23 protein-coding genes and 1 pseudogene are annotated in these 26,848 nt (G+C 70.2%); 12 read left to right on the forward strand and 12 right to left on the reverse strand.

The window, feature by feature from the left end; genetic code table 11:
• Nucleotides 1-15 precede the first annotated feature (15 nt).
• Nucleotides 16-1,416, reverse strand: coding sequence for an APC family permease (locus D0D37_RS18510; RefSeq protein ID WP_244223569.1), 1,401 nt, complete (start codon nucleotides 1,414-1,416; stop codon nucleotides 16-18).
• 377 nt (nucleotides 1,417-1,793) lie between these two features.
• Between D0D37_RS18510 and D0D37_RS18515 the strand changes: the two genes are divergently transcribed.
• The 3 genes from D0D37_RS18515 (at nucleotide 1,794) to D0D37_RS46670 (ending at nucleotide 4,613) form a co-directional block, all read left to right on the forward strand.
• Nucleotides 1,794-2,258 carry an SPW repeat domain-containing protein gene (locus D0D37_RS18515; protein ID WP_116201807.1) on the forward strand — a complete coding sequence of 155 codons (465 nt, stop codon included), beginning with the start codon at nucleotides 1,794-1,796 and terminating at the stop codon, nucleotides 2,256-2,258.
• A gap of 46 nt (nucleotides 2,259-2,304) precedes the next feature.
• Entirely contained in the window at nucleotides 2,305-4,071 is a 1,767-nt protein-coding gene (locus D0D37_RS18520) for a chloride channel protein (protein ID WP_162834302.1), read from the forward strand.
• Between the two features lie 218 nt (nucleotides 4,072-4,289).
• Nucleotides 4,290-4,613, forward strand: coding sequence for a hypothetical protein (locus D0D37_RS46670; protein ID WP_162834298.1), 324 nt, complete (start codon nucleotides 4,290-4,292; stop codon nucleotides 4,611-4,613).
• Nucleotides 4,614-4,930: 317 nt separating this feature from the next.
• On the opposite strand, the pseudogene D0D37_RS48645 reads toward D0D37_RS46670, so the two are convergent.
• Both D0D37_RS48645 and D0D37_RS18535 read right to left on the reverse strand, forming a co-directional pair.
• Nucleotides 4,931-5,056, reverse strand: a pseudogene (locus tag D0D37_RS48645) (hypothetical protein); the annotation flags it as partial.
• A gap of 221 nt (nucleotides 5,057-5,277) precedes the next feature.
• Entirely contained in the window at nucleotides 5,278-5,772 is a 495-nt protein-coding gene (locus D0D37_RS18535; RefSeq protein ID WP_116201809.1) for a MarR family winged helix-turn-helix transcriptional regulator, read from the reverse strand.
• 201 nt (nucleotides 5,773-5,973) lie between these two features.
• Between D0D37_RS18535 and D0D37_RS18540 the strand changes: the two genes are divergently transcribed.
• The gene (locus tag D0D37_RS18540) at nucleotides 5,974-7,923 is read left to right on the forward strand and encodes a bifunctional copper resistance protein CopD/cytochrome c oxidase assembly protein (protein ID WP_162834303.1); all 1,950 of its coding nucleotides are present in this window, start codon (nucleotides 5,974-5,976) and stop codon (nucleotides 7,921-7,923) included.
• 8 nt (nucleotides 7,924-7,931) lie between these two features.
• Here the strand turns inward: D0D37_RS18540 and D0D37_RS18545 are convergent, their stop codons facing one another.
• A complete protein-coding gene (locus D0D37_RS18545) occupies nucleotides 7,932-8,903 on the reverse strand; it encodes a cytochrome c oxidase assembly protein (RefSeq protein ID WP_116201811.1) in 972 nt (323 codons plus the stop codon).
• Between the two features lie 140 nt (nucleotides 8,904-9,043).
• On the opposite strand from D0D37_RS18545, the gene D0D37_RS18550 reads away from it, so the two are divergent.
• From D0D37_RS18550 to D0D37_RS18560, 3 genes are all read left to right on the forward strand, one after another.
• Nucleotides 9,044-11,332, forward strand: a complete 2,289-nt coding sequence (locus tag D0D37_RS18550; protein ID WP_116201812.1) for a heavy metal translocating P-type ATPase — start codon at nucleotides 9,044-9,046, stop codon at nucleotides 11,330-11,332.
• A 153-nt stretch (nucleotides 11,333-11,485) separates the two neighbouring features.
• The gene (locus D0D37_RS18555) at nucleotides 11,486-12,202 is read left to right on the forward strand and encodes a DsbA family protein (protein WP_244223570.1); all 717 of its coding nucleotides are present in this window, start codon (nucleotides 11,486-11,488) and stop codon (nucleotides 12,200-12,202) included.
• The gene (locus tag D0D37_RS18560; protein ID WP_116201814.1) at nucleotides 12,199-12,765 is read left to right on the forward strand and encodes a vitamin K epoxide reductase family protein; all 567 of its coding nucleotides are present in this window, start codon (nucleotides 12,199-12,201) and stop codon (nucleotides 12,763-12,765) included. Before D0D37_RS18555 ends, D0D37_RS18560 begins: the two co-directional genes overlap by 4 nt.
• Nucleotides 12,766-13,202: 437 nt before the next feature.
• Here D0D37_RS18560 and D0D37_RS47990 read toward each other — a convergent pair whose 3' ends face one another.
• Nucleotides 13,203-13,469, reverse strand: coding sequence for a hypothetical protein (locus D0D37_RS47990; protein ID WP_341867989.1), 267 nt, complete (start codon nucleotides 13,467-13,469; stop codon nucleotides 13,203-13,205).
• On the opposite strand from D0D37_RS47990, the gene D0D37_RS18565 reads away from it, so the two are divergent.
• Nucleotides 13,441-13,803 (forward strand): acyl carrier protein, encoded by a 363-nt coding sequence (locus D0D37_RS18565; protein WP_116201815.1) that lies wholly within the window; start codon nucleotides 13,441-13,443, stop codon nucleotides 13,801-13,803. The two genes, D0D37_RS47990 and D0D37_RS18565, sit on opposite strands and share 29 nt — an antisense overlap.
• A 150-nt stretch (nucleotides 13,804-13,953) precedes the next feature.
• Here D0D37_RS18565 and D0D37_RS48840 read toward each other — a convergent pair whose 3' ends face one another.
• Nucleotides 13,954-14,202: an ANTAR domain-containing protein gene (locus tag D0D37_RS48840; RefSeq protein ID WP_116201816.1), complete on the reverse strand. Its 249-nt coding sequence runs from the start codon at nucleotides 14,200-14,202 to the stop codon at nucleotides 13,954-13,956.
• Nucleotides 14,203-14,617: 415 nt separating this feature from the next.
• Here D0D37_RS48840 and D0D37_RS18580 point away from each other — a divergent pair, with 415 nt between their 5' ends.
• The 3 genes from D0D37_RS18580 to D0D37_RS18585 all read left to right on the forward strand — a co-directional run bounded on the left by D0D37_RS18580 (nucleotide 14,618) and on the right by D0D37_RS18585 (nucleotide 17,237).
• On the forward strand, nucleotides 14,618-15,268 hold the full coding sequence (locus D0D37_RS18580) for an alpha/beta hydrolase family protein (protein ID WP_116201817.1): 651 nt from the start codon (nucleotides 14,618-14,620) through the stop codon (nucleotides 15,266-15,268).
• 439 nt (nucleotides 15,269-15,707) lie between these two features.
• The gene (locus tag D0D37_RS46675; RefSeq protein WP_162834305.1) at nucleotides 15,708-16,310 is read left to right on the forward strand and encodes a hypothetical protein; all 603 of its coding nucleotides are present in this window, start codon (nucleotides 15,708-15,710) and stop codon (nucleotides 16,308-16,310) included.
• Nucleotides 16,311-16,322: 12 nt separating this feature from the next.
• Nucleotides 16,323-17,237: a phosphotransferase enzyme family protein gene (locus D0D37_RS18585; RefSeq protein ID WP_162834306.1), complete on the forward strand. Its 915-nt coding sequence runs from the start codon at nucleotides 16,323-16,325 to the stop codon at nucleotides 17,235-17,237.
• Here D0D37_RS18585 and D0D37_RS18590 read toward each other — a convergent pair.
• The 6 genes from D0D37_RS18590 to D0D37_RS46680 form a co-directional block, all read right to left on the reverse strand.
• Nucleotides 17,234-18,049 carry a phytanoyl-CoA dioxygenase family protein gene (locus tag D0D37_RS18590; RefSeq protein ID WP_116201819.1) on the reverse strand — a complete coding sequence of 272 codons (816 nt, stop codon included), beginning with the start codon at nucleotides 18,047-18,049 and terminating at the stop codon, nucleotides 17,234-17,236. The genes D0D37_RS18585 and D0D37_RS18590 overlap by 4 nt on opposite strands.
• On the reverse strand, nucleotides 18,049-18,732 hold the full coding sequence (locus tag D0D37_RS18595) for an SDR family oxidoreductase (RefSeq protein ID WP_116201833.1): 684 nt from the start codon (nucleotides 18,730-18,732) through the stop codon (nucleotides 18,049-18,051). Before D0D37_RS18595 ends, D0D37_RS18590 begins: the two co-directional genes overlap by 1 nt.
• A 35-nt stretch (nucleotides 18,733-18,767) precedes the next feature.
• Nucleotides 18,768-19,787 carry a class II aldolase/adducin family protein gene (locus D0D37_RS18600; RefSeq protein WP_116201820.1) on the reverse strand — a complete coding sequence of 340 codons (1,020 nt, stop codon included), beginning with the start codon at nucleotides 19,785-19,787 and terminating at the stop codon, nucleotides 18,768-18,770.
• Between the two features lie 51 nt (nucleotides 19,788-19,838).
• On the reverse strand, nucleotides 19,839-20,654 hold the full coding sequence (locus tag D0D37_RS18605) for a class I SAM-dependent methyltransferase (RefSeq protein WP_116201821.1): 816 nt from the start codon (nucleotides 20,652-20,654) through the stop codon (nucleotides 19,839-19,841).
• Nucleotides 20,651-22,228, reverse strand: a complete 1,578-nt coding sequence (locus tag D0D37_RS18610; protein ID WP_162834307.1) for a B12-binding domain-containing radical SAM protein — start codon at nucleotides 22,226-22,228, stop codon at nucleotides 20,651-20,653. The genes D0D37_RS18605 and D0D37_RS18610 overlap by 4 nt, the downstream gene beginning before the upstream one ends.
• A 65-nt stretch (nucleotides 22,229-22,293) precedes the next feature.
• Complete coding sequence (locus D0D37_RS46680; RefSeq protein WP_162834308.1) at nucleotides 22,294-22,482, reverse strand: hypothetical protein; 189 nt, start codon at nucleotides 22,480-22,482, stop codon at nucleotides 22,294-22,296.
• Between the two features lie 1,069 nt (nucleotides 22,483-23,551).
• On the opposite strand from D0D37_RS46680, the gene D0D37_RS18615 reads away from it, so the two are divergent.
• On the forward strand, nucleotides 23,552-26,668 hold the full coding sequence (locus D0D37_RS18615) for an amidohydrolase family protein (RefSeq protein WP_116201823.1): 3,117 nt from the start codon (nucleotides 23,552-23,554) through the stop codon (nucleotides 26,666-26,668).
• The last annotated feature ends 180 nt before the right edge of the window (nucleotides 26,669-26,848 follow it).

Genomic DNA, 26,848 nt, shown 5'->3' on the forward strand with positions numbered 1-26,848 from the left:
CACCGCGGAATGTCCTTAGTGGACTTCGGGGACCTCTTGTTCGGCTTCGGCGGCGACATTGCGGATGCCGCGCGGCCGACCGGAGCGCACCCAGAGGGCGTACAGCGCGGCGGCGATGAGGAGGGCGGCGGCGATGGAGACGACAGGGTCGCCGCGAGTGAGATTGACGGCCAGGGTGAACGCGACCGCGGCCGCGCCGACGAGGTTGACGACGAGGAAGCCCGTTCGCCGTTCCTGCCACGAGAACCGGGACATGGCGACGAGTCCGGCGAGGAAACTGACGAACACCGAGGCGGCGTAGAAGAGCACGAGTTCCTGGTCGCGGCCGCCCGCTGCGGCGGTGACGAGTCCGGCGGCGGCCATGAACGCCACCACGCCCCAGTACGGCGTGTGGTGGCTGTTGGTGCGGCCGAGCCAGGCGGGCAGGATGCCGGTCGTGGCGCCGTCGGGATGCCGGTGCCGGGCGAGGGCTTTGAACAGGCCGGGGCCGGCTTGGAAGGACGAGCTGGCCGCGGACAGCAGCAGGAGCGCGGTGGCGAGCTGGAAGGCGGCGAACACCGGCGTGCTCGTGGCGGCGCGGGCTAGTTCGGCGATCTGGGTGGTGTCCGCGTGGGGGATGCCGATGCCGAGGTGCACGGCCTGCGCGGTGAGGCCGAGGGTGATCGTGCCGACCACGGCGAGGGTCAGCCACAGCGTGATCCGCCCGAACCGGCGGCGGCCGGGGTCGTCGAGCTGGCCGAGCTGCGCGATCGCCGACGACGGTGCTTCGATGCCGGTGGCCAGGGCCATCGCCACCGGGAACGCGAGCGCGACGGCCAGGGGCGGCGCGTGGCCGGGGTCGGGGCTGGTGGTCCCGGTCGGGGCCGGGGCGACGAACAGCCCGGAGACGAGCACGACGACGGCGAGCAGGATGAATCCCACGGTCATCACCGCGAAGACGGTGCGGCCGATGTGCCCGAACCAGGTCCCGCCGGCGACCGCGGCGACCAGGAGCAGCGCGATGGGGATGCGTAACGGGGCGAGGCCGGGGAAGAAGGCGATGACCGCGGAGGCGCCGGCGGCGGAGCTGATGGCGATGGTGAGGACGAAGTCGACGATGAGGGCGCCGATCGGGATGAACGCGCTGGCTTCGCCGAAGGCCTCGCCGGTGGCGGCCGCGGCGCCGCCGCCTTGGGGATAGCGGGCGACCAGCTGGTGGTAGTTGACGATCACCAGCACGACGATCGCGACGACCAGCGTCATGGCGGGCAGCAGCAGCGCGAGGTCGCCGTGCAGCGCGCGCAGCGCGGCTTCGATCGCGTAGGCGACCGAGGACACCGGGTCGGCCATCACCGCGAAGGCGAACGCGAACAGCAGGATCGGCCGCTTGACCGCCCGTTTGGCGGGAACAGGGGCGGACGTGCGGCGCGAAGCCATGTCCGGCTACCTCCGTCGGATCGTTGTCAAGGCGTGGGAGCGGGTCTTGACGGAAGCTCTTCGGGACTTCCGGCGGTCACCCTGACAGACCGCTGGTCACCGCACCGCCGAGGACGAACGGGATTAGCGCTTTCTTTACGCCCGACGTGTCGTGCCGGGGATCCGGACGGCGCGGTCGGCGTCGCTGGCTCGCCTGATGCCCCCGATGCCCGCGTCGTGGCCATTTCGGTGGCGAAGTGCGGGTCGGAACCGGTACGCCGTGACCGAAGCAGCACGCGCGAGTCGTCCGGCACGCGCCCGGTTCGGTTGCCGCGCAGATCTTTGGTTAGTGCAATAATTGTGTCGTCGAATAGTCTTCGTCGTTCGAGGAGGCAGGCATGACGGACGTCGCGACGAGCCGGCATTTCTGGATCGGGCCGGGCACCGAGGAGCGGATGACCCCGAGCCTGCCGAGTTCGCTGACCTTGCTGGTCGGGCTGTGGCTGGGGTTCTCTCCGTTCGTGGTGCGCTTCGGTCTCGCGGACCCGTCGGGGTTCGTCGACGTCGACGATGTGGTGCTCGCGATCGTCGTGTCGGTGCTGGCGATGATCCGGATGACCGCGCCCAAGGACCTGCCCGCATTGAGCTTGCTCAACGCCGCGGCGGGCGCGTGGCTGGTCGGCACCGCGTTCTTCTTCTCTGCTTCCGGGCATCCGTCGCGAGCGGTGGTGAACGACGTCGTGTGCGGCGTGCTGTTGATCGGGCTCGGCGTGACCAGTGCGGTGCTCACCTACCGGCAGCGCTCCGCGGCCCGTCGCCTGGCGGGCGGATCGCGGCCGCACGCCTCGGTGCGATCGGTGTGAGGAATCCCGCAACTCTGTCTTCAAGAAACTGTTGCATACTGCAACGGTGACTTTGGGCGATGGTGCGGTGAAACGCGTGCTGCCGGTTCCTGCCCGGCAGCCGGTGGGCCGGTGGGTGCGGGAGAGCCGGGCGGGGCTGGTCGGGCTGGCGGTGCTGATCGGCGCGGGCGCTGGGTTGGGCGCGGTGGTGTTCCGGTGGCTGATCACGTTGTTCACGCACGTGTTCTCCGGGCACGCGGACTATTCGGATGCCGGGCGGGCGGCGCATTCGTGGTTTCCGGCGTTGGGGCCGTGGTTCCTGCTGTTGGCGCCGGTGCTGGCGGGTCTGGTGTACGGGCCGTTGGTGTACCGGTTCGCGCCCGAGGCGCGCGGGCACGGGGTGCCGGAGGTGATGTACGCGGTCGCCGAGCGGGGCGGGCGGATTCCGGTGCAGGTGAGCGTGGTGAAGGCGCTGGCCTCGGCGTTGACGATCGGGTCCGGTGGTTCGGTGGGCCGGGAGGGGCCGATCGTGCAGATCGGGTCCGCGTTGGGGTCGGCGCTGGGCCGGGCGGCGCGGTTGCCGGAGTCGCGGTTGCGGGTGCTGGTGGCGTGCGGTGCGGCGGGCGGGATCGCGGCGACGTTCAACGCGCCGCTGGCGGGTCCGTTTTTCGCGATGGAGCTGATCCTGCGGGATTTCGCGGCGGAGTCGTTCGGGGCGGTGGTGCTCGCGAGCGTGACGGCGAGCGTGGTGGGGCGGGCGGTGCTGGGGAACGCGCCGTTCCTGGACCTGCCGCCGTTCACGCTGCGGAACCCGGTGGAGTATCTGCTGTTCGTGGCGCTGGGCCTGCTGGTCGGTGCGTGCGGGGTGCTGTTCACCCGGGTGCTGTACTGGATCGAGGACCTGTGCGACCGGCTGTGGCGCGGGCCGGAGTGGCTGCGCCCGGCCGTGGGCGGGGTGTTCCTGGGCGGGTTGTTGCTGGCGTTGCCGCAGATGTACGGGGTGGGTTACCCGGTGCTGCAGAACGCGGTCGAAGGCAAGTACGTCCTGGGTTTCTTGCTGGTGCTGATGCTGGGGAAGATCGTGGCGACCAGCCTGACGATCGGGATCGGCGGGTCGGGCGGGGTGTTCGCGCCGTCGTTGTTCATCGGCGCGATGGCGGGCACGGCGTTCGGGATCGGGGTGCACGCGTGGCTGCCGTCGGTGACGGCGTCGCCGGGGGTGTACGGGCTGATCGGGATGGGCGCGGCGTTCGCGGGCGCGGCGCGGGCCCCGATCACGGCGGTGATCGTGCTGTTCGAGCTGACCGGGCAATACACGGTGATCCTGCCGATGCTGACCGCCATCGTGATCGCCACGGCCATCAGCCGGGCCCTGAGCCGGGACACGATCTACACGCTCAAGCTCCGCCGCCGCGGCATCGACCTGGACAAACATCCCTCCGCGGGGCGGCTGGCGGGCACGAAGGTCTCCGCCGTCACCGAACCGCTGCCCGGCCCGTTGCGCGAGAACGTTTCGCTGGATCAGGCGGCGCACGCACTCGCGATCTCCGGGCACGGGATCCTGCCGGTGGTCGACGAGGAGGGTCGCTATCAGGGCTGTGTGACCGCTCGTGCGGTGGCCGAGGCGGTGGCGGACGATCACGAGGGGCCGGTCGGGGACCTGGCCGAGTTGCCGCCGCTGGTCACCTGCGACTCCACGCTCGCCGACGCGCTTGACGCGCTGACCCAAGCACCAGGCACCGGGCTCCCGGTGCTGACCGGGACTGATGAGCTGACCGGGTGGATCACCCACCAGTCGGTGTTGACCGCGCTCAATCCTGTCGGGGGTCGGTGAACGACGGAGCCTGCGTGCGGTGCCCGGAGGTCGCGGCGGCGAGTTGGGAGAGGCGCGAGGGAAAGCGCCTCGCTGATCATGGCGTCGTCCTCGACCAGCAAGACCCGCACCGGCAACTGGTCCTCTCCGCTGTCCCGAGACCGTTCTTCACATTAGCCAAACACATGCATCAGGAAATTGTTGCATACTGCAATGGTGAGAAGCTCGGGGATGACCGCGTGAGCGGCGGAAGACGACGGCGTTTCGGCAGGATCGATCCGTACTGCTGGCTGGCGGTGCTGCCCGGGCTGGCGGTGGCCGCCCTGCTGATCGCCATGAACGCGGTGCTGGTCGGACTGGGCTGCGCGGTGTGCGCCGGTTTGCTGCTGGTCTTCGATTCGTGGGCGAACCGGCCGGAACCGCCGCCGGAGCGGCGCGGTCCGGCCGCGGCCAGGACTTCCCGGCACGAGGGCGCGGTCACCCGCGTGCAGCCGCGGGTTCGCAATAGCGGCTCGTCTCCAGCCAGCCGATCGCCGCGCGCACGGCCTCGCGGTCCCCGGTGAAGCGGATCATGCGGTCCTTGACCGCGTCCAGCCATCTGGGGTGGCCGAGCCAGGCGTCGGCCAGCGCGGCCGGAGTGCAGGTGATCCCGGCGGCGACCGGCAGCCGGGGGTCCTTCGCGGAACGCCAGCCACCACCAGCGCGGCCCGCAGGTTTCGGCGAAGCTGAAGTGCGGGCTCACCGGGGCCGGCGGCAGCACGCGGCGCTCGATGCCGTGTCCGATGTCCCGCGGCAGCGCCCCCGCATCGACCCCGCCGCGATGCGGGGGCAGCCACTGCCGCGCCCACCGGCCGAGAAGTTCGACGGCCGGCGCGAGCGCTTGGCCCGCGTCGGCGAGCCGGTGTCGCCCGGGCGTTCCGCCTGCGCACGAGACGGTTGCCAGGCCGAGATCGGACAGCTGCCGCAGGCGCTTGCCGAGCAGGCTGCGCGAGAGCCCGGCGGCCAGCTAAGCCGGAGCAGCGGAGCCGGGAAGGAGTTCCCGCACGATCAGCAGCGTCCACGGTTCGCCGAGCACCTCGGCCGCGTCGGCCACCGGGCAATGCTGTCCGTAACGCCTTCAGCGCACCCGCCGCGGGCGGCCTGCGGGCGGATTCGGGGCTGCGGTGTCCGCCCGGCCGTTCTCTTCGCGCCCGGCGTCGCCGAACCTGACGCTTTCCTGACGATCGGTCAGTCCCAGACCATGTCGCCGGACGAGATCGAGGCGGCCGGTTCGCCGCCTGCCTTGGCGAAGGCGGCGAGCACGTCGACCAGGCCGCGGCGCGCCTGGGTCGGCATCTTCGCGACGATGTCGGCGATTTCCCGCCGGCGCCGGTTGGTGACCCGGCGGACGACCCGGGCGCCCTCGGCGGTCAGCTTGACGACGATCTCCCGGCGCGAGGCGGGACTGTGCTGCCGCTCGACGAGGTTGATGCCGACCAGGCGGTCGACCATCCGGCTGGCCGTCGACGGGGTGACTCCGAGCAGGTCCGCGAGCAGGGCGTGTTTCATCGGGCCGCGGGAGTCGAGAATCACCAGGAGCCGGAACTGGGGGACGGTCACCTGGTCGCCCGCGGCCGCGATCGACCGCGCGGACACGGCCACCAGGAGCCGGGACGCGGTGAGCACGGCCTCGGTGACCGCGTCGACGTCGGTGTTCTCCGCGGTGGTCGAAGGTCGGGGCATGGTTCCAGTGTGCCGCACCGTTCCGGTCCGTCGCAGCGAACCCGCCCGCCCGTTTCGACGGTTCGGCTTGAGCGGCGGGTCAGCGTGTCGCGAGAGGACGACGCGTAGAACCGGCTGCGGGCAAAGGAAAGCGGCCGACCCGGCTTCCTCCGGCGGCTGCGGTCCGGGTGACGATTCCTCGTGATGCCAAAGGAGAGAGCAGTGCGGCACCACCAGATCCGCCGGGGTCAATCGCGTTCCTGGTGGGCGCTCGGCTGTGCTGCCCCGGCGCTCGGCGCGGTGCTCGTTCTCGCGTTGTGGGCGGGCGACGCGCCGTACGCGCAAGTCGGCAATGCCGATCCCGGTCTGGTGGTGTCGGTCGGTGCGCCGTTGCTGCGGCTGGCGGCGGACGCATCGGCGACGGTGTGCGTCGGCTCGCTGGTTTTCGTGGTGCTGTGCACCAGGCCCGCGGATTCGGGCGTGGTGAGCGCGCCGGGGTTCGGAGAGCTTCGCTGGGCCGCGGCCGCTGCCTGGACCTGGCTGGGAGCGGCGCTGCTGCTGATCCCCTTCAGCGCCGCCGACGCCGCCGGGGCACCGCTGACGACGACGTTGGCCCACCTGCCGGGCATGGTGGGCGCGCTCGAACAGCCGAAAGCGTGGGCGTGCACAGCTGTGCTCGCCCTGGTCGTGGCTCTCGGCGTCCGGGGGAGCCTGCGGTGGCAGCCGGCGGCGCTGTGGTGCGGGACCGCGCTGTTCGCGGTGCTGCCGCCGGTGATGACGGCGCACGGTTCGTCCGATCTCGGGCACGACTTGTCGCTCGCGGCGCTGGTGGTCCACGTCCCGGCCGCGACGATCTGGTTCGGCCTCCTGCTCGCGGTGCTGCGCCGGGCGGGCGGCGATCCGGCGGCGCTGGTGCGGCGGTACGACCGGATCGCGTCGTGGTGCTGGGTCGCGCTCGCGCTTTCGGGGCTGGTGCTCGCGGGCGTGCTGGTGCCGCCGGATCGTCTGCTGACGAGCGGCTACGGACTGACGTTGCTGGCCAAGGCGATGCTCGCGGTGCTGGCCGGAGCGGCGGGCCGGTTCGGGGCGCGCCGGGCGGCGCGGCGGTTCGCGGCTCGGCAGGGGGCTCGCGGTCCGCTGGCGGCGTTCTTCGCCTCCGAGGCGCTGCTGTTGTCCGCTGTTCTCGGGTTTTCCGTGGGGCTGAGCCATTTCCCGCTGCCGGATTTTCTCGGCAGAGTGCTCGACACCGCGCAGACGGTGCTGGGCTACGACCTGTCCGGCCCGCCGACGTTGGCGCGGCTGCTGGGCGATTGGCGGCCGGACCTGTTCTTCGTGCCGTTCGCACTGGTGCTCGCGGCGTGGTACCTGGCGGGAGTGCGCCGCTTCGCCGGTGCGTGGCCCCGGTGGCGGACCGCGGCGTGGCTGGCCGGTTGCCTGGTGCTGGTGCTGGCGACGTCGTCGGGCATCGGCCGGTACGCCGCCGGGATGTTCAGCCTGCACCAGGCCAGTCACATGCTGCTGTCGATGCTGGCCCCGGCGTTGCTGGTGCAAGGCGCGCCGCTGACGCTGGTCGCCGCCGGGGCGCGCCCGCCCGGCGGGCTGCCCGACTCGGCGGAACTGCTGCACCGGTTCGCCGGGAGCGGGTTGGTGCGCGCCCTGACGCATCCGGTGGCGATTCTGGTGCTGTTCTGCGGGGCCCCCTTCCTGCTCTATTTCACCGATCTGTTCGACGTGCTCGTCCGGTTCCACTGGGGGCACTTGCTGATCAACGCGGTGTTCCTCGGAATCGGGTACCTGTTCTTCTGGGCGGTCGCGGGCGAGGATCCGGGCCCTCGGCCGTTGCCGGGCATCGCGCGGCTCGGGCTGCTGCTGGCCGCGATGCCCGCCGACGTGGTCTTCGGCGCCTTCCTGATCAGCACGGGCCGGGTGGTCGGCAACGGGCCCGAGTCCTCGAACATGTACCAGGCGCTGGCCCTGCCCTGGGTGCCGGACCTCGCCGCGGACCAGCGTGCGGGCGGCCTCATCGCACTGGTGATCGGCGAGGTCGCCCTGGCGGTCGTGCTGGCGTCGCTGCTCGTGCGCTGGAACCGGGACGGCGGAACGGGTTTCGCCGGTTACGACCGGCTCGCCCGCGACCTCGGCGAGCGCCGCGCGTCGGTCCGGTCCGAATGACACCCGGGTTATTCCGGCCGGTCCGGCGATCGCCGTCCGGTGTCCGACAGCCGGGTGAGCATCGCGTTGTACGCGCGCAGGGCTTCTTCGTCGTCGTCGACGTCCACGCCCGCACCGAGCGAGCCGGTGTGCTCGGTCAGCGCCGAGCGCCGCGCCGACTCCAGCCAGGCGCCGAGATCGGAGTTGCCGTTCGAGCCCGACACCCACGTGGTGATCACGATGATGGCCAGCGCCGCCATCAGCAGATCCCCGCCGACCCACATCATCGCCCCGCCCCAGTGCAGGTCGGTGATCGCGTCCGGTCCCCAGCCCCGGCCGGGAACGACATAGGCGGGGAAGGGCGGGTCCACCGTCATCAGGAGCGTGACGCCGACGACGGTGTCGACCACCATGCCGACGAGCAGCGTCACCATCCGCAGCAGCGGCGGGAGCCGGTGCCCGGCGGGTTCCGAGCCGATGATCGGCAGCAGGAACAGGTATCCGCTGCTGAGGTAGAGCAGCAGTTCCGCCCCGTGCAGCACCGGATAGGTCGCGGCGCTCTGCTGGAAGGGCGTCAGGTGGGTGCCGGCCACCACGACGGCGTAGTACAGGAACGCGAGCAACGGATGCGTGAGCACGCGGGCGACGCGCGAACGGTTGACGCGGCCCAAGCCTCGCCGGACGCGGTCCGGCGCGGCTTCGCGCAGCAGTTCCAGGGGCCGGCCGAGCAGGAGCAGGGTCGGCACCACCATGATCAGCAGCAGGTGCTGTGCCATGTGGACGGTGAAAAGGGTGGTGCTGTACGCGCCGATTCCGCCGCCGACAGCGAGCGCGCAGACGGCCACGCCCCCGTAGAACGCCGCGGTGTCTCGGATTCTCCACTTCCGGACCCGTGCGATGCCCGCTGCGTAAGCGATCGCGAGCAGCACCAGCACGACCGCGGCGGCGACCGGCATGTCCCATTCGGTGAAAGGCGTGTGCCAGGTGAAAGGGGATCGCATTTTCCCGCCTTTCTTCCGCTCCGCCGGGGCTGCCGGAACTTCATTGTGGCACCGGGTGATACTGGCTTCGACGGCGCCACAAGGAAGCCCTGGCGGCCCGATTCTCCGGAAAACGCACGGAAGAAGAAGTTGATCCGCAGATGACCGATGTGCTGGCGGACCCCGCCGAACCCGTGGAACTCGCGATCGGCGGGATGACCTGTGCCGCGTGCGCGGCCCGGGTCGAGCGCAAGCTCAACAAGCTCGAAGGCGTGACCGCGACGGTGAACTACGCCACCGAGCACGCCTCGGTCGCGCTCGCCGCGCCGGTGCCGGTGCGGCGGCTGATCGACCAGGTGGAGAGCGCGGGCTACCAGGCCCGGGAAATCACCCGGGACGACGACGCGGGGGACCGGCCGGACCGGGTCCGCGCGCTGTGGCGGCGGCTGGTGGTCGCGCTGCTGGCCGGAGTGCCGCTCGCGGACCTCTCGATCACCTTGGCGCTCGTGCCTTCGCTGCGTTTCCCGGGCTGGCAATGGGTTCTGCTCGCGCTGACGGTTCCGGTCGTGACCTGGTGCGCCTGGCCGTTCCACGCGAAGGCGCTCCGGGCCGCGCGGCACGGCACGGGATCGATGGACACCCTGGTGTCGCTGGGCGTGGTCGCGGCGTCGGGCTGGTCGGTCTACACGATGTTCGCCCGGAGCGCGGACGCGCACAGCGAGGGCGTGTGGGGGCTGATCCTGCAACCCGCCGGGTCGATGTACCTCGACGTCGCCGCGGGCGTGACCATTTTCGTGCTCGCCGGGCGAATGTTCGAGGCGCGCGCGAAGCACACGGCCGGCGGCGCGTTGCGGGCGCTGGCGCGGATCGGCGCGCGCGATGTCGTTGTCCTGGACGAAAACGGCGGCGAGCGCCGGATTCCGGTCACCGGGCTCCGGGCCGGGGACCGGTTCGTCGTGCGCCCCGGGGACACGGTGGCCACCGACGGGGTCGTGGAGACCGGCGCTTGCGCGATCGACGCCAGCGCGATGACCGGGGAGTCCCAGCCGGTCGAGGTCGCTGCCGGAGACACCGTCGTCGGTGGAACCGTCGCGCTGGGCGGCCGTCTCGTCGTGCGGGCCGAGCGGGTCGGCGCCGGCACGCAGCTCGCGCAACTGGTGCGGCTGGTCGAGCGGGCGCAGAGCGACAAGGCCGCGGTGCAACGGCTCGCGGACCGGATCGCCTCGGTGTTCGTGCCCGTCGTGCTCGTGCTGGCCCTGCTCACCCTGGGCGGCTGGCTGCTCGGCGGGGCGCCGGCGGAAAAGGCGGTGAGCTGCGCGCTGGCCGTGCTGATCATCGCCTGCCCGTGCGCGCTGGGACTGGCCACCCCCACGGCATTGCTGGTGGCGTCGGGCCGCGGCGCGCAGCTGGGCGTGTTCATCAAGGGACATCAGGCGCTCGAATCGGCGAAAGCGATCGACACGGTCGTGCTGGACAAAACGGGAACCCTGACCGCGGGGGCGATGTCGGTGGCCGCGCTGGAAGTCGCCGACGGATACTCCCGTGCGACGGTGCTGGCCGCCGCGGCGGCGGTCGAGAACGCGTCCGAACACGGCGTCGGCCGCGCGATCGTCGAACTGGCGCGGGCCGAACTCGGCACGGTCGGCGAGGTCGAGGATTTCCGTGCGCTGTCGGGCCTTGGCGTGTCCGGCCGCGTCGACGGACGCGAAGTGCGGGTCGGCAGCGCGCGTCTTGTCCGCGCGGAAGCCGGTGCCATCCCGTCGGTCTTGGAAAGCCGTCGCAAGCACTGGGAAGCGGAGGGGAAAACCGCGGTGGCGGTGGCGGTCGACGACCAGGTGTGCGCCGTGTTCGCGCTCGCCGACACCGTCCGGCCGAGCGCGGCAGGGGCAGTGGCGGAACTGCGCGCACTCGGCCTGCGCACCGTGATGCTCACCGGGGACAACGAATCCACCGCCCGCGCCGTCGCCGCCGAGGTCGGCGTCGACGAGGTCATCGCGGAAGTCCTGCCTGCCGACAAAGCATCGGTGATCGCCCGGCTCCGGTCCGAAGGCCGTGTTGTCGCGATGGTCGGCGACGGGATCAACGACGGGCCCGCGCTCGCCGGCGCCGACCTCGGGATGGCGCTGGTGTCCGGCACCGACGTCGCCGTCGGAGCCTGCGACCTGATCCTGATGCGCACGGACCTGGCGGTCGTCCCGGCCGCGGTGCGGCTGGCCCGCGCGACACTCCGGACGATCCGGGGCAATCTGCGCTGGGCGTTCGGCTACAACATCGCCGCGCTCCCGCTCGCCGCCGCCGGCCTGCTCAACCCGCTGATCGCCGGTGCGGCCATGGCGTTGTCGTCGTTGTTCGTGGTGTCCAACAGCCTGCGGCTGCGCCGGTTCGAGCAGGAAAACGGCACGCCCGATGCTGTGTCCACAGTAGACAAAAGGGTGTCGGCGGCACACTGATCATCCAGTTAGTCGGATCGCAAGCCCATTCGGTTCCCGTGGTCTACCCGGCTTTTCGAGAGAAAAGAGAGGTGCCATCATCGCCTCTGCTGGTGTCCCTGCCCGGAGAGGACGACGCGGCTGATGGCGGCGAAAAAGGCGACCCGCAACCCCGTGACCAAGCGGAAGGGCCTGTCGGCGAACGCGTGGACGACGATCGCGGTCGTGGCTGCCGCCGTGCTGATCATCGGCGGAGTCCTGGTGTTCAACGGGAAGGACGCCCCGGCGCCGCCTCCGGGCGCGGTCGCCGCCGAGATCCTGAACCCGCCCGGCAGCAACACCCTCTCGACCGCGCCCGGCGGCGCGGTGACCGTCGTCGAGTTCGTCGACTACCAGTGCCCGGTGTGCGAGGCCTACTACCAGAACGTCACGAAAAGCATCGAGCACGACTACGCCGGGAAGATCACGTTCGTCACCCGGAACTTCCCGCTGCCGATGCACCCGCTCGCGGTGTCCGCCGCGAAAGCCGCCGAAGCCGCGGCGATGCAGGGCAAATACCGGGAGATGTACGACAAGCTGTACGGCGACTACCGGACGTGGGCGCTGGCCGCCGACGGGCAGAACGTCAGCGAGGACGCCGCGCGGGCACAGGCCCGGTTCGACGCCTACGCCAAGGAACTCGGCCTCGACCTGGCCAGGTTCCATGCCGATGCCGCGTCGCCCGCGGTGCGGAAACGGATCGACCAAGGCAAAGCGGACGGCCAGAAGGCCGGAGTGACCGGCACTCCGACGATTTTCGTCAACGGGACGAGGTTCGAGCCGTCCGGCAACACCTACGCCGCGATCGCCCAGCAGTTGCGCGGCCAGCTCGACCAGGCGCTCACGCAGTGAACCGCACGGCCTCGCGCGGGCTGGCGTGGCTTTACCTCGTCGGCGGCGCGCTGGGCTTGGCCGCCGCGGTCACGCTCACGCTGGAGAAGCTCGCCCGGCTGACGGACCCTTCGTACGTGCCGAGCTGTTCGATCAACCCGGTGCTGTCGTGCGGTTCGGTGATGGACAGCGCGCAGGCCGCGGTGTTCGGGTTCCCGAACCCGCTGCTGGGCGTGGCGGCGTTCCCCGTGGTGGTGACGATCGGCGTCGCGCTCCTGACCGGATACGACCCGCCGCGGTGGGTATGGTCCGGGCTGCAGATCGGCACCCTGCTCGGCACCGGCTTCGTGCACTGGCTGATCGGGCAGAGCCTGTACCGCATCCACGCGCTGTGCCCGTACTGCATGGTGGTGTGGGTCGTGACGATCGCGCTCTTCTGGTACACGACGCTGCACAACCTGGCCGGTACTCGGATCGGCGGCGCGCTGCGCCGAGTCCACAGTGGAGTGCTCGCGCTCTGGTACGTCGCGATCGTGGTGCTGATCCTGGCGGAGTTCTGGGATTACTGGTCGACGCTGTTCTGAGCCACGCTCACGCGGCGCGGCAGCGGCACGGTTTCCCGTGCTGGCAACCGCATCGGCATTTCGGCGGGCACCCGCACGCGGCCGCACCGACTCGCCACACCGGCGACCGCGCGGGTGCGCAGGCAGGGCGGGGCGGCAGCGCACCCGAATCGAGCGCGATTTTCCCGGTGCGCTGACTGTCGAGCGCGGCGAGTATGGACGCGGTCAGGTCGGGGCACGACGGCGCGGGCCGCAACCGGAGTCGTCGGGTGAGCGCAGCCAGTCGGTCGGCGGCGTCTCGGCAAGCCCGGCAGCGCGAGAGGTGAGCGCGGGCTTGTCGCTGCTCCTCACGGATTGCCGCATCGTCGAGCATCGCCGACACGGCTTCCCGGCATTGCACGCACTTCATGCCCTGTCAGTCGGGTGCCGGTGCCTGGCGGTTCCCGCGCGTCTCACTGTCACATGGGTTCTTTGCTGCTGCGCGGTGCTGGAAAGAACACGAATGCCATCAGCGCCCTCCAACCGAAGAGACCGATTTCGAACGCGGTCAGGGAATCAGCCTCGAGCGCTTCGAGAAGCCCCTTGCGCAATCCCAGCCCGCGCATCGGAGCGATGGCGAAATACTGGGACGCGACACCGAGGACGTAGTCGCCGATAAAGGAGGTGTAGCCGGCTTTTCCGGCGATCGTCGCGCCGATGCCGAAAACGACGGCCTCGGCGATGATGTCGCTTCCCGCCGGGACAACGCTTGCGGGTCCGCGCTTCGACGCGCGAGTCCGTGGTACGCCCCGGCGGCGCCTACGTGATCACCGGCCCGGGCGAGCGCAGCTGGTCTGCGAGGCGCTGGTGCACACGCTCGCCGCGCTGCTGGGCACCTCGTCCTCCGCCGTGCCGGCGCACGCCAAGTTCACCGAAGTCGGACTCGACTCGCTCCTCGCCGTGGCCCTGACCCGCAGGCTCCAGGCAGACCTGGACATCGCGCTGACCCCGGCGGAGGTCTGGGCCCACCCGTCCTCGACGGAACTGGCCGCCCACATCGACTCCATGCTCCCCGGGTGACCCCGGCGTCTCCCGCGGCCTGGACTCCGCGGACGGGCGTCGTCGTCGATTCCGGCCGTGCTGACACAGTCACGCGCATCGTGATGGCGACGCTTGCCCCGGCTCGGTTTCGTCCGTTCTCGGGCAGGATTTCCGAGCATTGACCGGGTTTCACCCAGAATTGGGCTCCTGGGCGGGGTTCTGTCCGTCTGTGGCGGGACGGCAGACTCGGTCGACGAATTGTTGTGCGATGGTGTGGAGTTTGACGTTGGTGCGCTGGGATTGGTCGACGAGTCTTTCGAAGGCTTGGTCGGGGGTGCCGTGCTTCGGCGCCAGGTGGGGCGGGCGCGTTTGTCCTGGGCTGATCGCGCGGTATTGGCAGCGTTTCGATGCGGTGTTCGAGCCGGTCGGCATTGACATCCTGCGCAACACTGTTCTAGCACCGCGCGCGAAGGCGATCGTTGGGTGGGCAGCGCGCGTCGCGAGTGTCTGGATCGGATGCTCGTCGTCAACGGGCGTCCTCTGGAGCAGGTGCTGGCTCCCGTACGTCGATCATGTCAACCGGCATCGCCCCCATCGCTCGTTGGACCAACGAGCGCCGGATCAGGTGCTGGTTCCCGTCCGAATGACTGGTGTCGGACGGGTTCGTCAGCGTGCTCGGCTCGGTGGACTGATCCACGAATATCAGCAGGTCGCATGACGTGACACAGTTTTCGGCACCCACCGGCTTGGTTGCTTGTGGTCAGATAGCTTGCGCACTGATCCGGACCGTAGGCTGTGGACCGGTGGGTGGTCCTCGGGCGTTGCACAGCCGGTGTCGTGGCGAAGGAGCGAGATGAACGCACTTATGCTTGGTCCGGCGAGGCCCGAGCGAGTTGTGCTCTTCGCTGCCGGAGGGGGTGGCGATCCGGAGCGTTACGGTCCGCTCCTGGAGCATCTCGCAGCTCATGATTGCCAGGTTATTGCGCCTTACTTCGAGCGGCTTGTCGCGCGGGAGGCCACCACGGCTGAGTTGCTTGCGCGTCCGCTCGGGCTGGTCGAGGCGCTCCTGCGATGGGCTTCTCCGGACGCGCAGGTCGTGGTGGTCGGCCACTCGATCGGCGGGTGGGCTGCCCTTTGCCTCGCAGGTGCGACACCCTGGGGGCGGGACGGCAAGCCGCTGGAGGTGCCGCGGGAGCCACGCGTCGCCCGTCTCGCCCTGTACGCACCCGCTGCCGGCTGGTTCGCCGCTCCCGGCGCCTTGGACGCGGTGACGGTGCCGATGCTCGTCTACGCAGGCGAGCTAGACACCGTCACGCCGGTCGAACAGGCCACCCACCTGACGAGCGCACCGGCCGAAGTTGACCTGCACATTGTGCCGAAAGCAGGCCATTTCAGCTTCATGCACACGCCTCCGCCAGGCACGACCGACGACGCGGCGTTTGACCGTGACGCGTTCCTCATCGACCTCGCACGCACAACCCTAGAATTCGCCACAGCGTCCTGAAGCGCTTCGCCGCCCCCAAAAAACTGGCACGTCCTCGACAAACTCCCCCCTCGACACCCGCCACGTCACCACGCTGCTGCGGGCGAACGAGAACCTGAAGGCCGCATCGGCGTTTTCACCCGGGAACTTGACCCGAAACCGCCGCGCTAGTCGAGTTCGTCAACACCTACAGGGACCAGTGCGGTGTCGAGCCGATCTGTGCCGTGCGGGAGGTGCCGCCGTCGACGTATTGGGCGGCGAAGAAACGGGAGTCGACGCGACCGGCTCGATCTGGCTGGTCCGACGCGCAGAAACACTTGCGCCGAGCACTGTCGCTGGCCGAGGCCGCCGGTGATCGCCTTGGCCAGGCGCACGCCTGCCGTCTGATGGCCGGTGCGAACGACCGGCAGGCGAACGACCGGCAGGCGCCGCACTGCGCGCGGCGCGCCCTGCCCTTGACATGCCGGTGTGGGAAGGCTGGAGACTGGGGCAGATCGGCTGGCATCAGGCCCGGCTCGACGACCGCGGCCAGGCGCGCACGCACTGCGCAGCGGCACTGGCCCTGGCCCGGTGCCACGACGACCCGGAAGGAGAGGCCGTCGTCCCGGACAGCCTCGGCTACCTCTCCTTGCACGCCGCCGATTACGCGCAGGCCACGCACTGCTACGAGCAGGCGCTCACGGCGTTCAACGGCCTCGGCAACACCTCCGAGGAAGCGGACACGCAGGTGAGCCTCGGCGAAGCGCACTACCCCCAGTGCCAGCGCGAGCAAGCTCGCTCCCGGTGGGAAGCGGCGCTGGAGCACTACCGGACTCAGCGCCGCCCCGAGGAGTCGCCCCGAGGAGCCGGCGCGAGTCAGCCTCCTGCTCGACCGCCTCGCCAGGGATTGAGCCATCGGGCACGTCCGCCCGCAGGGCCAGACGCTCTCGAATCCGTTTGCTTGAGCGCGATGAACAAAGGTGCCTGTGCTCTCCCGCCAGAAGCCGGGGTGGAGTCGACCGCGGCTCGGCCCGGTGGACCGTCTTCAGGATTGTGCCCGGCGGTGTACGGCCGTGTTCGATAGCCTGTGGGCTACGTGCTTCCGAGCTTCGGTGGTCTCGTCGTGCATAGTGATCTCGGGCCCGCGGTCCGCGCCGCTGTCGCGGTGGCGCGGCGGTATGGACTGGCCGTGACGGATCCCCGGGTGATCGGGTCGTATTCGAACGTGATGGTGCACTTGCGGCCTCATCCGGTGGTGGCCCGGGTTGCGGCAGCCGCGGTCAGGGCGCGGGGGCGGGACGCGATGGCCTGGCTGGAGCGGGAGGCGGCGGTGATCGCGTACCTGGGCGGGCGCAGCGCGGTCGCACCTGCCGAGGCGGTTCCGCTGGGGCCTCACCATGAGGACGGGTTTCCGTTGCTGTTCCTGGGGTTCGTGGAGCATCGCGGGCATCCGCCGAGCAGCCCGGAAGTCGTCGGCGCGACGCTGCGTTCGCTGCACGCGGCGATGGAGGGCTTCCCCGGTCGACTGCCTGAATTGGGTGTGCTGCGGGAAACGCGCGGCTGGTTGGACGCGCTCGTCGCCGATCGGGATCTGCCCGCGGCCGACTTGGTCGCGGTGCGCGACCGGTACGAGCAGGTGCGGGACGAGATAGCGGGGAAGGCGTGGCATTGCCAGGCGCTGCACGGGGATGCGCACCTGGGGAACTTGCTCGACACCTCACGCGGTCCTCTGTGGACCGACTTCGAGGATGTGCAGTGCGGCCCGCCCGAATGGGATCTGGCCGCGCTGGTGGCCGGTGCCCGGGTCGAGGCAGGCCGGGGGGCCGCGTTGCTGGACCGCGCGGTGCTGGCCTACGGCGTGGATCCTGCCTCGCCGGGGCTTGCGCTGATGGTGCGGGCACGAATCATCGCGGCGGTGGCGTGGGAGTTGGCGGCAGGTCGGAATCCAGACGGTCTGGCGCGCGCGTACCGGCGGATCGACTGGCTCGTGGGCAGGGGGTCTGGGAGTTAGCTCCAGACGTGCGGGGTCACGCGCGGGGGTACCTCGTGGACGAGAATCCCGGCGCGGGGCGGGGCGCCGAGGCGTTGCCGCAAATAGAAGTCGTCCGGGACCGCGTACCGGCGCAGAACGGGGCCGTCGGCCCCGCGGACGAGATGGTAGTAGACCAAGCCGACCTCGGCGGGCCGGAGCATGCCCATCGCGGCGACGCGCACCCTGGGGCTGTTGTTGGGACCCGAACTGTGGATCAGGGCTTGGTCCATGAGCACGATCTGCCCGCGGCGCACGGGAAGCGGGACGATGTGGCCGCGCCGGATGCGGTCGGCGCTGCCCTGGTACGCGAAGGGCATTCCCGCGGCGCGGGGCTGCCGGTTGATGCGATGGCTGCCGGGGACGACATAGAGGCACCCGTTGTCCTCGGCCACGTCGCACAGCGGGCTCCACAGCGTGATCCCGCACCGGGGCCGGTCGTAGGGGACCATCGTGAGGTCCTGGTGCAGTTCGAGGGTCGTGGTGTCCCCGGAGGGCGTCTTCACGCCGAGCCCGCCGTAGTACTGCAGGCAGTCCACGAGCAGCCCGGCCGCCGCGTCCCGGGTGGCATGCCGGAACACCGCGTCGGCGGCGCTCCGGTGGTCGTGGTCGCCGCCGAAGGCGAGCGTACTGGCGTAGCGGGGACTCGCGTACCGCTCGGCGTGCGCGGCGTAGAAGGAGTCGAGTCCGGCGAGCGCGGCCTCCGGCAGCGTGGAGCCGGACACGAGGTAGCCGTCTCGGTCGTAGTCGCGCTGGTGTGCCGGGTCGGCGAGCAGCGGGGCGGGGCTGGTCATCAGACGTCCGTGTCGCGGGTGGCGGGCAGGTCGATTTCCTTGACGCAGGCGGCAGGGGAGAGGGCGAGCACGCAGCGGACGACGGCCAGGACGTCGTCGACGGGGATGCGGCGGCCGTCGTGCCGGGCGAGGGCTTCGCCGGGGTCGCCGAGCGGGACGTCGGTGGCCATGGACCCCGGGTTGACAACCGTGACCCGGACCCCCGCCGGCCGGAAGTGGGTGCGCAGCGCGTGCGCGGCGCCGCGCAGGCCGAACTTGGCCGAGGTGTAAGCGACGCTGGTGGCGCCCTCGTTGTCGAGTCCGCAGGTGGAGCCGATGAGCACGATGTTGCCTCTCCCCGCGGCCACGTTGTCGTGCAGCCGGTGCACGACCTGGATCGCCCCGGTCAGGCTGACCTCGACGATCCGGTCCAGATCCGGCGAGCTCGTGCGGTCGAAACGCTCGGTCTCCCAGATTCCGGAGTTGTAGATCAGCGTGTGCACCGGCTCTGACGCGACGGCAGCGGCGATGGACTCCCGGTAGCCGCGCCCGTCCCCGAGGTCGGCCGGGACCCACTCGGCTCCCGCCCGCGGCGCCGGTTCGTGCGGGGAAAGCAGCCAGGCGCGGTCGGACGGGCCGACGATCCCCTCGGCCAAGGCACGGCCCAGCCCCCGGCTGGCGCCGACGATGACGATGTTGCTCATCTCGCTCTCCGTCTCCGGTGTCGCGGACCGGACCGTCACGGTCGAGGCAGGTGGGACAGCAGCGTGGGAGACACCTCAGGGGCGTTGTGGGCGAAGACTTCGCCGTGGTCTTCCATGATGACGAAACCGTCCTCGACCCCGTCGAGCGCTTGGTGCACGAGGTGTCCCAGCCGCGGTTCACCGTACCGTTCCCTGCCCACCAGCACCCGTTCGCGGAAGCGCGGGTTGCGGGTGAACCAGGTGCTGGCGTGGGTGTGCACGACGCTGGCCACCTCGGGGTTGCGAGCGAACACTATCGACGCTTCGACCGCGTCCGAGGACGGCAGGTACGCGCCGCGGAAACGCAGGGTGTTGTCCGCCTCGTCGTAGCGTTCGACACGGACCACACGGCGCAGGTCGAGCGGGTCTTTGTAGCTCTTGGTCGCGGTGATGTAGAACCCGGGGTCGCCCGGTGTCCGCGCGGCGAAGTAGCCGTCCGAGGCCGACCGATGGTAGAGGCGGTGCTGCTCGAACAGATCGGACGCACGGGTGAAGAACGCGGCGAGGCCGGCGTCGAGCGCGATCGGGGCCGGATCCAGGTTGACCGGCCGGTACTTGATCCGCACGCTGTCGCAGATCGCGTTGTCCACCAGCTTGGTCGGCGGCACCACGAGTTCGCCGCCGGGCAGCGGGCACGGGCGCAAGAAGTTGATCCGGTCCTCGGCGAGGCGCTTGTACTTGTCCACCAGTTCGGCGTAGGACCGCATCTCGCCCTCGTCGCGGTAGCGGAAGGCGATCGAGATGATCGAGTAGCGGCGAAGCCCGTCGGTGAGCAGCGTATCGACGAGCGGCTGGTCGAAGGGGCCGCTGGCGAGGACGAGCAGCAGCCGGTGGCCGGTGATCGGGGGGTCGGCCGGCCACGGGTCGAGCGACGCGGCCGCGGTCAGGGTGAACCCGTAGGCGCGCGCGGCAGCCGCGATCTGCTCGCGCACAGCGGGGAAGCCGGGGTGGCCCTCGTGGTCCAGGAGGTGGACCTGCGCCTCGTCGGGACGTAGCTGCCTCGAGTAGTCGAACATGCGACGACGCTCCTTCAGCCTTGACGGAACCGGTTGTGCGATCGGGCGCTTTCACTGTCGCGAGGGCGGCGTGTGGTCGTCCTTGACCAGGACCAAGGGAACGGCGTCGGGGAACGCCGCGCGCACCGGTTGCGGCAGCTGTTCGGGGGTCACCCGCGACAAGCCGTACCGGGCGGCGAGGCAGGTGATTTCCGTTGCGCTGTAGATGTGTTCGCGGGAGCGGTAGCGCAGGCGCCTCGAGGTGCCGTCCGTGGCCGTGATGTCGATGCGGACGCCCATGACGGCGACATAGTCGTCCGGGTCGGACCATTCCACCTCGCCATCCGGCCACCGGCAGCGCACCTCGCTCCCGTCGGGCAGCCGCGAAGCGCGCTCGCGGATGCCCAGTTCGCCCAAGCCGCCCGTGACCAGGCGCAGGTCGTGCAGTTCGAGCACGGCGAACCCGCCGCGGCGCAGCACCGGCATCAGCCCGGCGAGCAGCCGGTCCGCCGCGGGCCGGTCGAGGTAGCCGAGCGAGTACCGGGCTGCGAGCACGCAGTCGAACGGCGCCGCGTCGCGCACCAGGTCGAGCGCTTCCGGCAAGTGGCCTGCCACGTAGTGATCAGGGTCGGAGAACCCGGCTTCCAGTGCCGTCCGGCGCATACCGGGACTGACGTCGATCGCGTGCGCCCGCCAGCCCCGGCGGAGGGCCTCGATCGCGTGGTAACCGGGGCCGGCGAACAACTCCAGCAGCCGCCGCCCGCCGGGCGGCACCGCGACAAGATTCTCCAGCGCGGCGATTTGGCGGGCGAAATCGCGGTCGCGGGCCACGGCGGCGTAGAGGGCGGGTGCCTCCGCGTAGCACTCCTCGATGGCCTCGGCGCTCATCGCACCAACGGGGGGATAGCGCGCATCCAGTACTCGTCCTCCTCGGCGAGTTCGGCCTCGGTCGTGTAGTCCATCGACACCGCGTGCTCGGCGTAGGTCTCCAGGTCCCGCAGGGGGGCGGGCAACCCCGAGTAGTAGTCGGAGACCTCGGCGAAGAGCCGATCCCGATGGGAGGCAAGGTTGTCCAGGTCGATGCGGCCCGCCTCGAACAGGTCGAGGCAGCGCCGCTGGACGGCCAGGCAGAAGGTGGTGAGGCCGGCGAACCACGCGTTGATCGCGGCCCGATCGGCGGCCTCCGCGGTGTCGCGGGCGAGGTTGAGCCGCACCAGTTTCTTGTTCCACTCGTAGGACAACAGGCGATAAAGCTCCATCAGCGGTTCGAGTTCGCTGCTGAAGATCTGCGCCCCGGCCGGCTGTTCCTTCTGCCGCAGATCGTGGCCGACATACGTGCGCGCGGACAATGCGGTGCCGTCTGACCGGTGCCGGTCGGCGCGCCAGTCGCTCTCGAAGGAGAAGGTGAAGGCGGGTACGCCCAGCAGCCGTGGTTTCACTCGGGCAAGTTCGTCCAGAGTATCGAGATTCTGCCGGATGGTACGGGTGGAGGTGTTGCGATTGAACACGATGAAGCTCAGATTCGCGTAGATGTCGTGTTTCTGCAAGCGGCGGACGCAGTCGAAGACCGTGGTCGCCGACAGCTGCTTGTTCAGCGCGTCGAGGTCTTCCTGGGCGAAGGACTCCGCGCCGACGAACACCTGCACCAGACCGGCCTGCTTGAGCAGGTCGAGCCGGTCGAAGCGCAGCAGGGTGTCGGCGCGGCAGTAGATCTTGAACTTGATCGGCGGCAGCTCTGCGGTGATGCGCCGCAACAGCTCAGCCCTGGCGGGAAAGATCGCGTCGTCCTTGCCGATGAACTCCGAGTCGTAGAAGACGAAATTGCGGATCCCCAGGCCGCAGTAGCGCCGCAAATCGGCGAGGATGTCGTCGTTGGGGCGGACCTGCCAGCGCTCGGGATAGTTCTTGCCGTGGTTGATGAAGCAGAACTTGCATCCGAAATGGCAGCCTCGAGTCGTCTCGATCGTCGCCCGGGCGCGTTTGACCTGCCACGGCTGCAGCCGCAGAGCGTTCAGGTAAGGGCGTGCGGCAAGACCGTCGCCGAAAACGGGACCGTCGTCGGGGAGGCCCAGCTCGTGTGCCAGCGCACGTTCGTCGTGCCGGACGATGGCGACTTCGCTGGGCCAGTCGGAGAACCTGCGCAGACGCGCCACCTGGCCGTAGATCCACACGCGTTTCCCTTCGGAGGAAAGGCGTGCGGCGACGCGGCGCACGTAATGCAGGTTCTCGCCGGTCTCCCGGATCGGCAGAACGTAGCCCCGGGCGTCGTGGGCCAGGACGTCGTCGAGGGCGGTGTCGCGTTCGAGGTGGAAATCGTATACCCGGTAATTCGTGAACTTGACCTTCTCGAAATACCCGAGCAGGTACGTGATAATCGGTTCCTCGGATACGTTGAGCTTGCTGTACTGGTAGGAGAAGGGCAGCCTGACGATGTCCAGCGGTGCCGCCTGCGACGCGACCATCTGTTTCTCCAATCCGACCCGGAAGAGGTGGAGCCACGGAATCCGTGGCTCCGCCCGGTGCAAACTCAGGGAACGATTGCCTCGTCGACGAACACGTCCTCGACGTCCGCCGCCTGCTCGAAGTCAACCACGCTGTCCTCCATGTCACACCTCCATTCGCGAACTCGGAAAATGCTTTCCTGTGCGGATTTCACAGGCCTGCGCGGGCGCATGGGCTTTCCTGCTCGCCCGCGGGAGATAAGCCTGATCTGCATCAGCGGAGATTGGCATTCGAAATGACCCGTCTCCGCTCTGGGCTTAAGTTTGAAAGCCTAGCGAGAACCGTGCGCGGACCGGTACCGCCGTTTAGGGATGATCCGATCGGAATATTTCTTTCCAGCACCCGGAACTGGATGTGCCGACCGGCGCAGACGAATCGCCCACACGTCGGAATTCGGTTCCAGAACGGTCGAGCCGGCGGTTTCCCCGAGGTGCCGGCCCAGCGTGAGCCGGGCAAGTTGCGGCGGTGTCAGCCCGGGGTGCGGGCACCGATCCCGTGTGGCTGGACGGCATCGTTCTGCCCCGACTCGTCGGGTCGGCCGTCGCTTCGACGTCATCCGCGCTCCGGGCCGTCGTGGCTGGGGCGCGCTGGCCGAACTCGATCGCAGCAGCCCAGCTCCATGCCCGCGCCACCCGCCTCAACGCCCGCGGGGCCGATCAGGCCAGCACGCGGGATGCTGGAGTGATACCTGCACACCGCCCATGCCGCTGCCCGCCTGACACCTCCCCGCCCGCCGCTCGAGCCGGCTGTTCCGGCGCACCTGTATCCGATCGGCGATGCCGGCCACGCACGCGGCCGGCTGAGCACTGAAGCCGCCTCTGCGGTGGCCGTGGTCGAAACGGCCGCGCAGCACGCCGCCTGTTCGGCCGGGGCGGTCCAGTTGTCCGCGACTATCAGCCACTGCTCCGTTCTCGCATCGAGGCCGAGGACGTCGTCGTATTTCGGCACGGCCGACTGCGCGGTGATCGTCGCGCCGGAGGGGCAGCCCGACAACGCGGTGCTCGCTCAACGCCAGCACACCTTGACCGTCCAGGTCGATCCGTGGCGCCGTTGCTGTTTCGAGGTGCAGGCGAGCGACAGCAGAGCCGTTTGCCGCAGCGAACCGCAGACCGTCCGGGGTGCGATCTGCCGCCGGTGGCAGTCAGGCCGCCGAGGCGATGTCCGTTGCCGTGCGGCAACTGGGCGACCCGGGCGTGCGGCCGATAGGATGATCGCGGCTGGAATGCCCGGAAGCGCCGTTAGGGTGTGCCAGATCATCGATTGGCAGTGCACTGGGGGCGCGGATGACGGTGAACAGGCGTGGTTTCCTGGCCGGAGTTGCGGGAACGGCCGGGGCGGTGGGGCTCGGCGCGACCGGTCCGGTATTCGGCGCGCGGGCGGAAGCCCTTGCCAGGCAACCGCTTTCGGTCCGGCAGGGCACGAACGTGGCGGCCCAGCTGTCGCCGGACGGCCGGACCGTCGCGATCGACCTGCTCGGCGTGCTGTGGCTGCTGCCGGCGCGGGGCGGAACGGCGCAACGGCTCACCGGGGACCTTTTCGACATCGGATTGCCGTCCTGGTCCCCGGACGGCACGACGCTGGTGTTCCAGTCCTATCGTGAAGGCGCCTTCGACCTGTGGACGATCCGGGCCGACGGCAGCGGCCCGCGACGGCTGACGAGCGGGCCGTTCGATCACCGCGAACCGGTCTTTTCCCCGGACGGCCGCGCCATCGCCTACTCCTCCGACGAAGGCGGCAGCTACGGCATCCGGGTGCTGGACGTCGCCTCCGGGACCAGCCGGGTGATCACCGACAGCCCGGAGGAGGAGTACGAACCGGCCTGGTCGCCGGACGGGTCGAAACTCGCGTTCGTCGCAGGCGCGAAACGCGTCGACGTCGTCTCCGTCGCCGACGGCGCCCGTTCCACGCTGGTCAGCGAACCCGACGCGGTGCTGCACAGTCCGATGTGGACTCCGGACGGGAAGGACGTCGTCTACGCCCGGCTCGCCGGCGGCCCGATGCCGCTGCCGCCCGCCGCGGCGGAGCTGGCGCGCGCCGGGAAACCGTTGTTCACCGGGGAGGACGTGTTCCCGTTCCGGGTTTCCTGGCTCAGCGACGACGAATACCTCTACACCGCCGACGGTGCGCTGCGGCGGCGGAAACTCAGCGGAGGCGCGGCGACGGACATCCCGTTCTGCGCCCCGGTCGCCGTCGCCGAGGGGCCGCTGCACGCGCGTCCGCGGGATTTCGCTTCCACCGCCCCGAAACCGGTGGTCGGGATCGGCAGCCCGGTGCTGTCGCCGGACGGCAGCCAGGTCGCGTTCCGCGCGTTGAACGACCTGTACCTGATGGAGCTGGGCCGGTTGCCGCGCCCGCTGACCCGTGACGCGGGGTGGAAAAGCGACCCGGCGTTCTCGCCCGACGGAGGAAGGCTGGTCTACTCCACCGATCGCGGCGGCACGCTCGACCTGTGGATCCGCGATCTGAAGACCGGCCAGGACCGGCAGCTGACGAACCTGCCCGATCTGGCCGCGACGTCGAGCGCCTGGTCTCCGGACGGCTCCCGGATCGCGTTCCTCGACCAGCTCGGCGCGCTGCACACCGTCGAGGTCGCGACCGGAGCCGTGCGGCAGGTATTCACCGCGATCTTCGAGCCAGGCCGTCCGGCCTGGTCGCCGGACGGCAAGGTCATCGCACTCGCCGCGGTGAAGCCGTACTCGACGCGCTTCCGCGAGGGGCTGAACAAGATCCTGCTGGTGGACACCGAAACCGGAGCCGGCCGTTACGTGGACCCGATGCCGGAGCGGTCCATCCAGACCCGCGGCGACGACGGTCCGGTGTGGTCGCCGGACGGGCGGCGGATGGCGTTCGTGGCGGCCAGCGTGCTGTGGGTGGCCGACGTGCACCCGGACGGCACGTTCGCCGGCCCGCCGCGGCAGGTCACCGACGAGGTCACCGACGCGCCGAGCTGGAGCGGCGATTCGAAGACCCTGCTGTACCTGAACAACGGCCGGTTGCGGCTGATCGCGGCGGCCGGTGGCGCGCCTCGCACCGTGCCGACGCACCTGACCTGGACCAACGCCCGCAACCGCGGCCGGGTGATCGTGCGCGCCGGGCGGATGTGGGACGGCACTTCGCACACTTCGCGCACGGACGTGGACATCGTGGTGGACGGCGGCCGGATCGCCGGGGTGGAGCCGGCGGGCAGCGGGCTGGACGGCGAGATCGTCGACGCGCGCGACGGCGTGGTGATCCCCGGGCTCGTCGACATGCACAACCATCGCCAGATGCAGGGGTACGGCTACGGCGACCGGCAGGGCAGGCTGTGGCTGTCGCTCGGCTTCACCACCACACGATCGCCGGGCAGCCCGGCGTATCACATGGTGGAGGAGCGGGAGTCGGTCCAGTCCGGCGCCCGGCTCGGGCCGCGCTACTTCGCCACCGGCGAGGCCATCGACGGCTCGCGCGTCTTCTACAACTTCATGCGGCCCACCTTCGACGCGCGGCAGCTGGAACTCGAGCTGGAACGGGCCGAGAAACTGGATTACGACCTGCTCAAGGCCTACGTGCGGATCAGTCCGGAAATGCAGCGCCGGGTGATCGAATGGGGGCACCAGCGGCGGCTGCCGGCGACCTCGCACTACCACTACCCGGCGCTCGCCTTCGGCGGCGACGGCATGGAGCACATGGGCGCCACCAGCCGGTTCGGCTACTCCCGCACGTACTCCGCGCTCGGCGCCGGATACGACGACGTAGTGGCTCTGTTCCTGCGCCGCGGCGCCGCGCGCACGCCCACGCTGTTCGCCGCCGCCGCGCTGTTCCGCGACGACGAAAGCCTGGTCACCGACCGGCGGGTGCGGACGCTGTATCCGGCGTGGGAGTACAAGTCGTTGCAGAAGACCGCCGAGGCCTCGAAGACCGCGGACCAGACCGCGGCGCTGAACAGCCTGGCCCGCCAAGTGAAGGAGGCGGCGGCGATCCTGCGCGGCGGCGGCCGGATCGTCACCGGCACCGACTCGCCGATCGACCACACCGCGGTCAGCACGCACATGAACCTGCGCGCGATGGTGGCCTACGGCTTCACCCCGTACGAAGCGCTGATCACCGCGACGAGCATCCCGGGTGACGTCCTGGGCGAACCGCTGGGCCGCGTCGCCCGGGGCTGTCACGCTGACCTGGTGGTGCTCGGCAGCGACCCGCTCACCGATATCAAGGCCGCCGCCGACGTCCGCCAGGTCCTCGCGAGCGGGCGCGTGCACACAGTGGACGAGCTGCTCGCCCCGTTCGCGTCGGCCGGTTCAGCCGCGCCGGCCAGCGCGCGGCTGACGCCGGTTCCGGATCATCCGGACAACGCGGCGTTCTGGTGGCACGACCCGCGCTACGTAGAGAGCGCCCGCACGTCCTGCTGCACCGGCGATTAGCGGGCAGGGTGCTGACGAACAGGTCGGCGATTCCGGTGGCGAAGAACAACGCCGCCAGTTCGACCAGTTCCCGGTTGACCGAACGCTTCCGGCTCTCGGCGGTCGTGCGCCGCTTCTCGGATGCTGTCATGCCGTCAGCGTCGCGGCGGGGGTTTACCGTTGGCGGCACGGTCTGTCACG

It is taken from the genome of Amycolatopsis circi (assembly GCF_003385235.1).
GTDB lineage: Bacteria > Actinomycetota > Actinomycetes > Mycobacteriales > Pseudonocardiaceae > Amycolatopsis > Amycolatopsis circi.

What these genes read in the sequence shown, in the direction of transcription:
- D0D37_RS18545 (WP_116201811.1), bottom strand. Translation starts at nt 8,903, where the DNA reads ATGCGATCCCCTTTCACCTGGCACACGCCTTTCACCGAATGGGACATG.
- D0D37_RS18595 (WP_116201833.1), bottom strand. Translation starts at nt 18,732, where the DNA reads ATGAGCAACATCGTCATCGTCGGCGCCAGCCGGGGGCTGGGCCGTGCC.
- D0D37_RS18510 (WP_244223569.1), bottom strand. Translation starts at nt 1,416, where the DNA reads ATGGCTTCGCGCCGCACGTCCGCCCCTGTTCCCGCCAAACGGGCGGTC.
- D0D37_RS18550 (WP_116201812.1), top strand. Translation starts at nt 9,044, where the DNA reads ATGACCGATGTGCTGGCGGACCCCGCCGAACCCGTGGAACTCGCGATC.
- D0D37_RS18565 (WP_116201815.1), top strand. Translation starts at nt 13,441, where the DNA reads ATGCCGAAAACGACGGCCTCGGCGATGATGTCGCTTCCCGCCGGGACA.
- D0D37_RS18535 (WP_116201809.1), bottom strand. Translation starts at nt 5,772, where the DNA reads ATGCCCCGACCTTCGACCACCGCGGAGAACACCGACGTCGACGCGGTC.
- D0D37_RS18600 (WP_116201820.1), bottom strand. Translation starts at nt 19,787, where the DNA reads ATGTTCGACTACTCGAGGCAGCTACGTCCCGACGAGGCGCAGGTCCAC.
- D0D37_RS18605 (WP_116201821.1), bottom strand. Translation starts at nt 20,654, where the DNA reads ATGAGCGCCGAGGCCATCGAGGAGTGCTACGCGGAGGCACCCGCCCTC.
- D0D37_RS18610 (WP_162834307.1), bottom strand. Translation starts at nt 22,228, where the DNA reads ATGGTCGCGTCGCAGGCGGCACCGCTGGACATCGTCAGGCTGCCCTTC.
- D0D37_RS18615 (WP_116201823.1), top strand. Translation starts at nt 23,552, where the DNA reads ATGACGGTGAACAGGCGTGGTTTCCTGGCCGGAGTTGCGGGAACGGCC.
- D0D37_RS48840 (WP_116201816.1), bottom strand. Translation starts at nt 14,202, where the DNA reads ATGTCAATGCCGACCGGCTCGAACACCGCATCGAAACGCTGCCAATAC.
- D0D37_RS18590 (WP_116201819.1), bottom strand. Translation starts at nt 18,049, where the DNA reads ATGACCAGCCCCGCCCCGCTGCTCGCCGACCCGGCACACCAGCGCGAC.
- D0D37_RS46680 (WP_162834308.1), bottom strand. Translation starts at nt 22,482, where the DNA reads ATGCAGATCAGGCTTATCTCCCGCGGGCGAGCAGGAAAGCCCATGCGC.
- D0D37_RS46675 (WP_162834305.1), top strand. Translation starts at nt 15,708, where the DNA reads ATGCCGGTGTGGGAAGGCTGGAGACTGGGGCAGATCGGCTGGCATCAG.
- D0D37_RS18515 (WP_116201807.1), top strand. Translation starts at nt 1,794, where the DNA reads ATGACGGACGTCGCGACGAGCCGGCATTTCTGGATCGGGCCGGGCACC.
- D0D37_RS18580 (WP_116201817.1), top strand. Translation starts at nt 14,618, where the DNA reads ATGAACGCACTTATGCTTGGTCCGGCGAGGCCCGAGCGAGTTGTGCTC.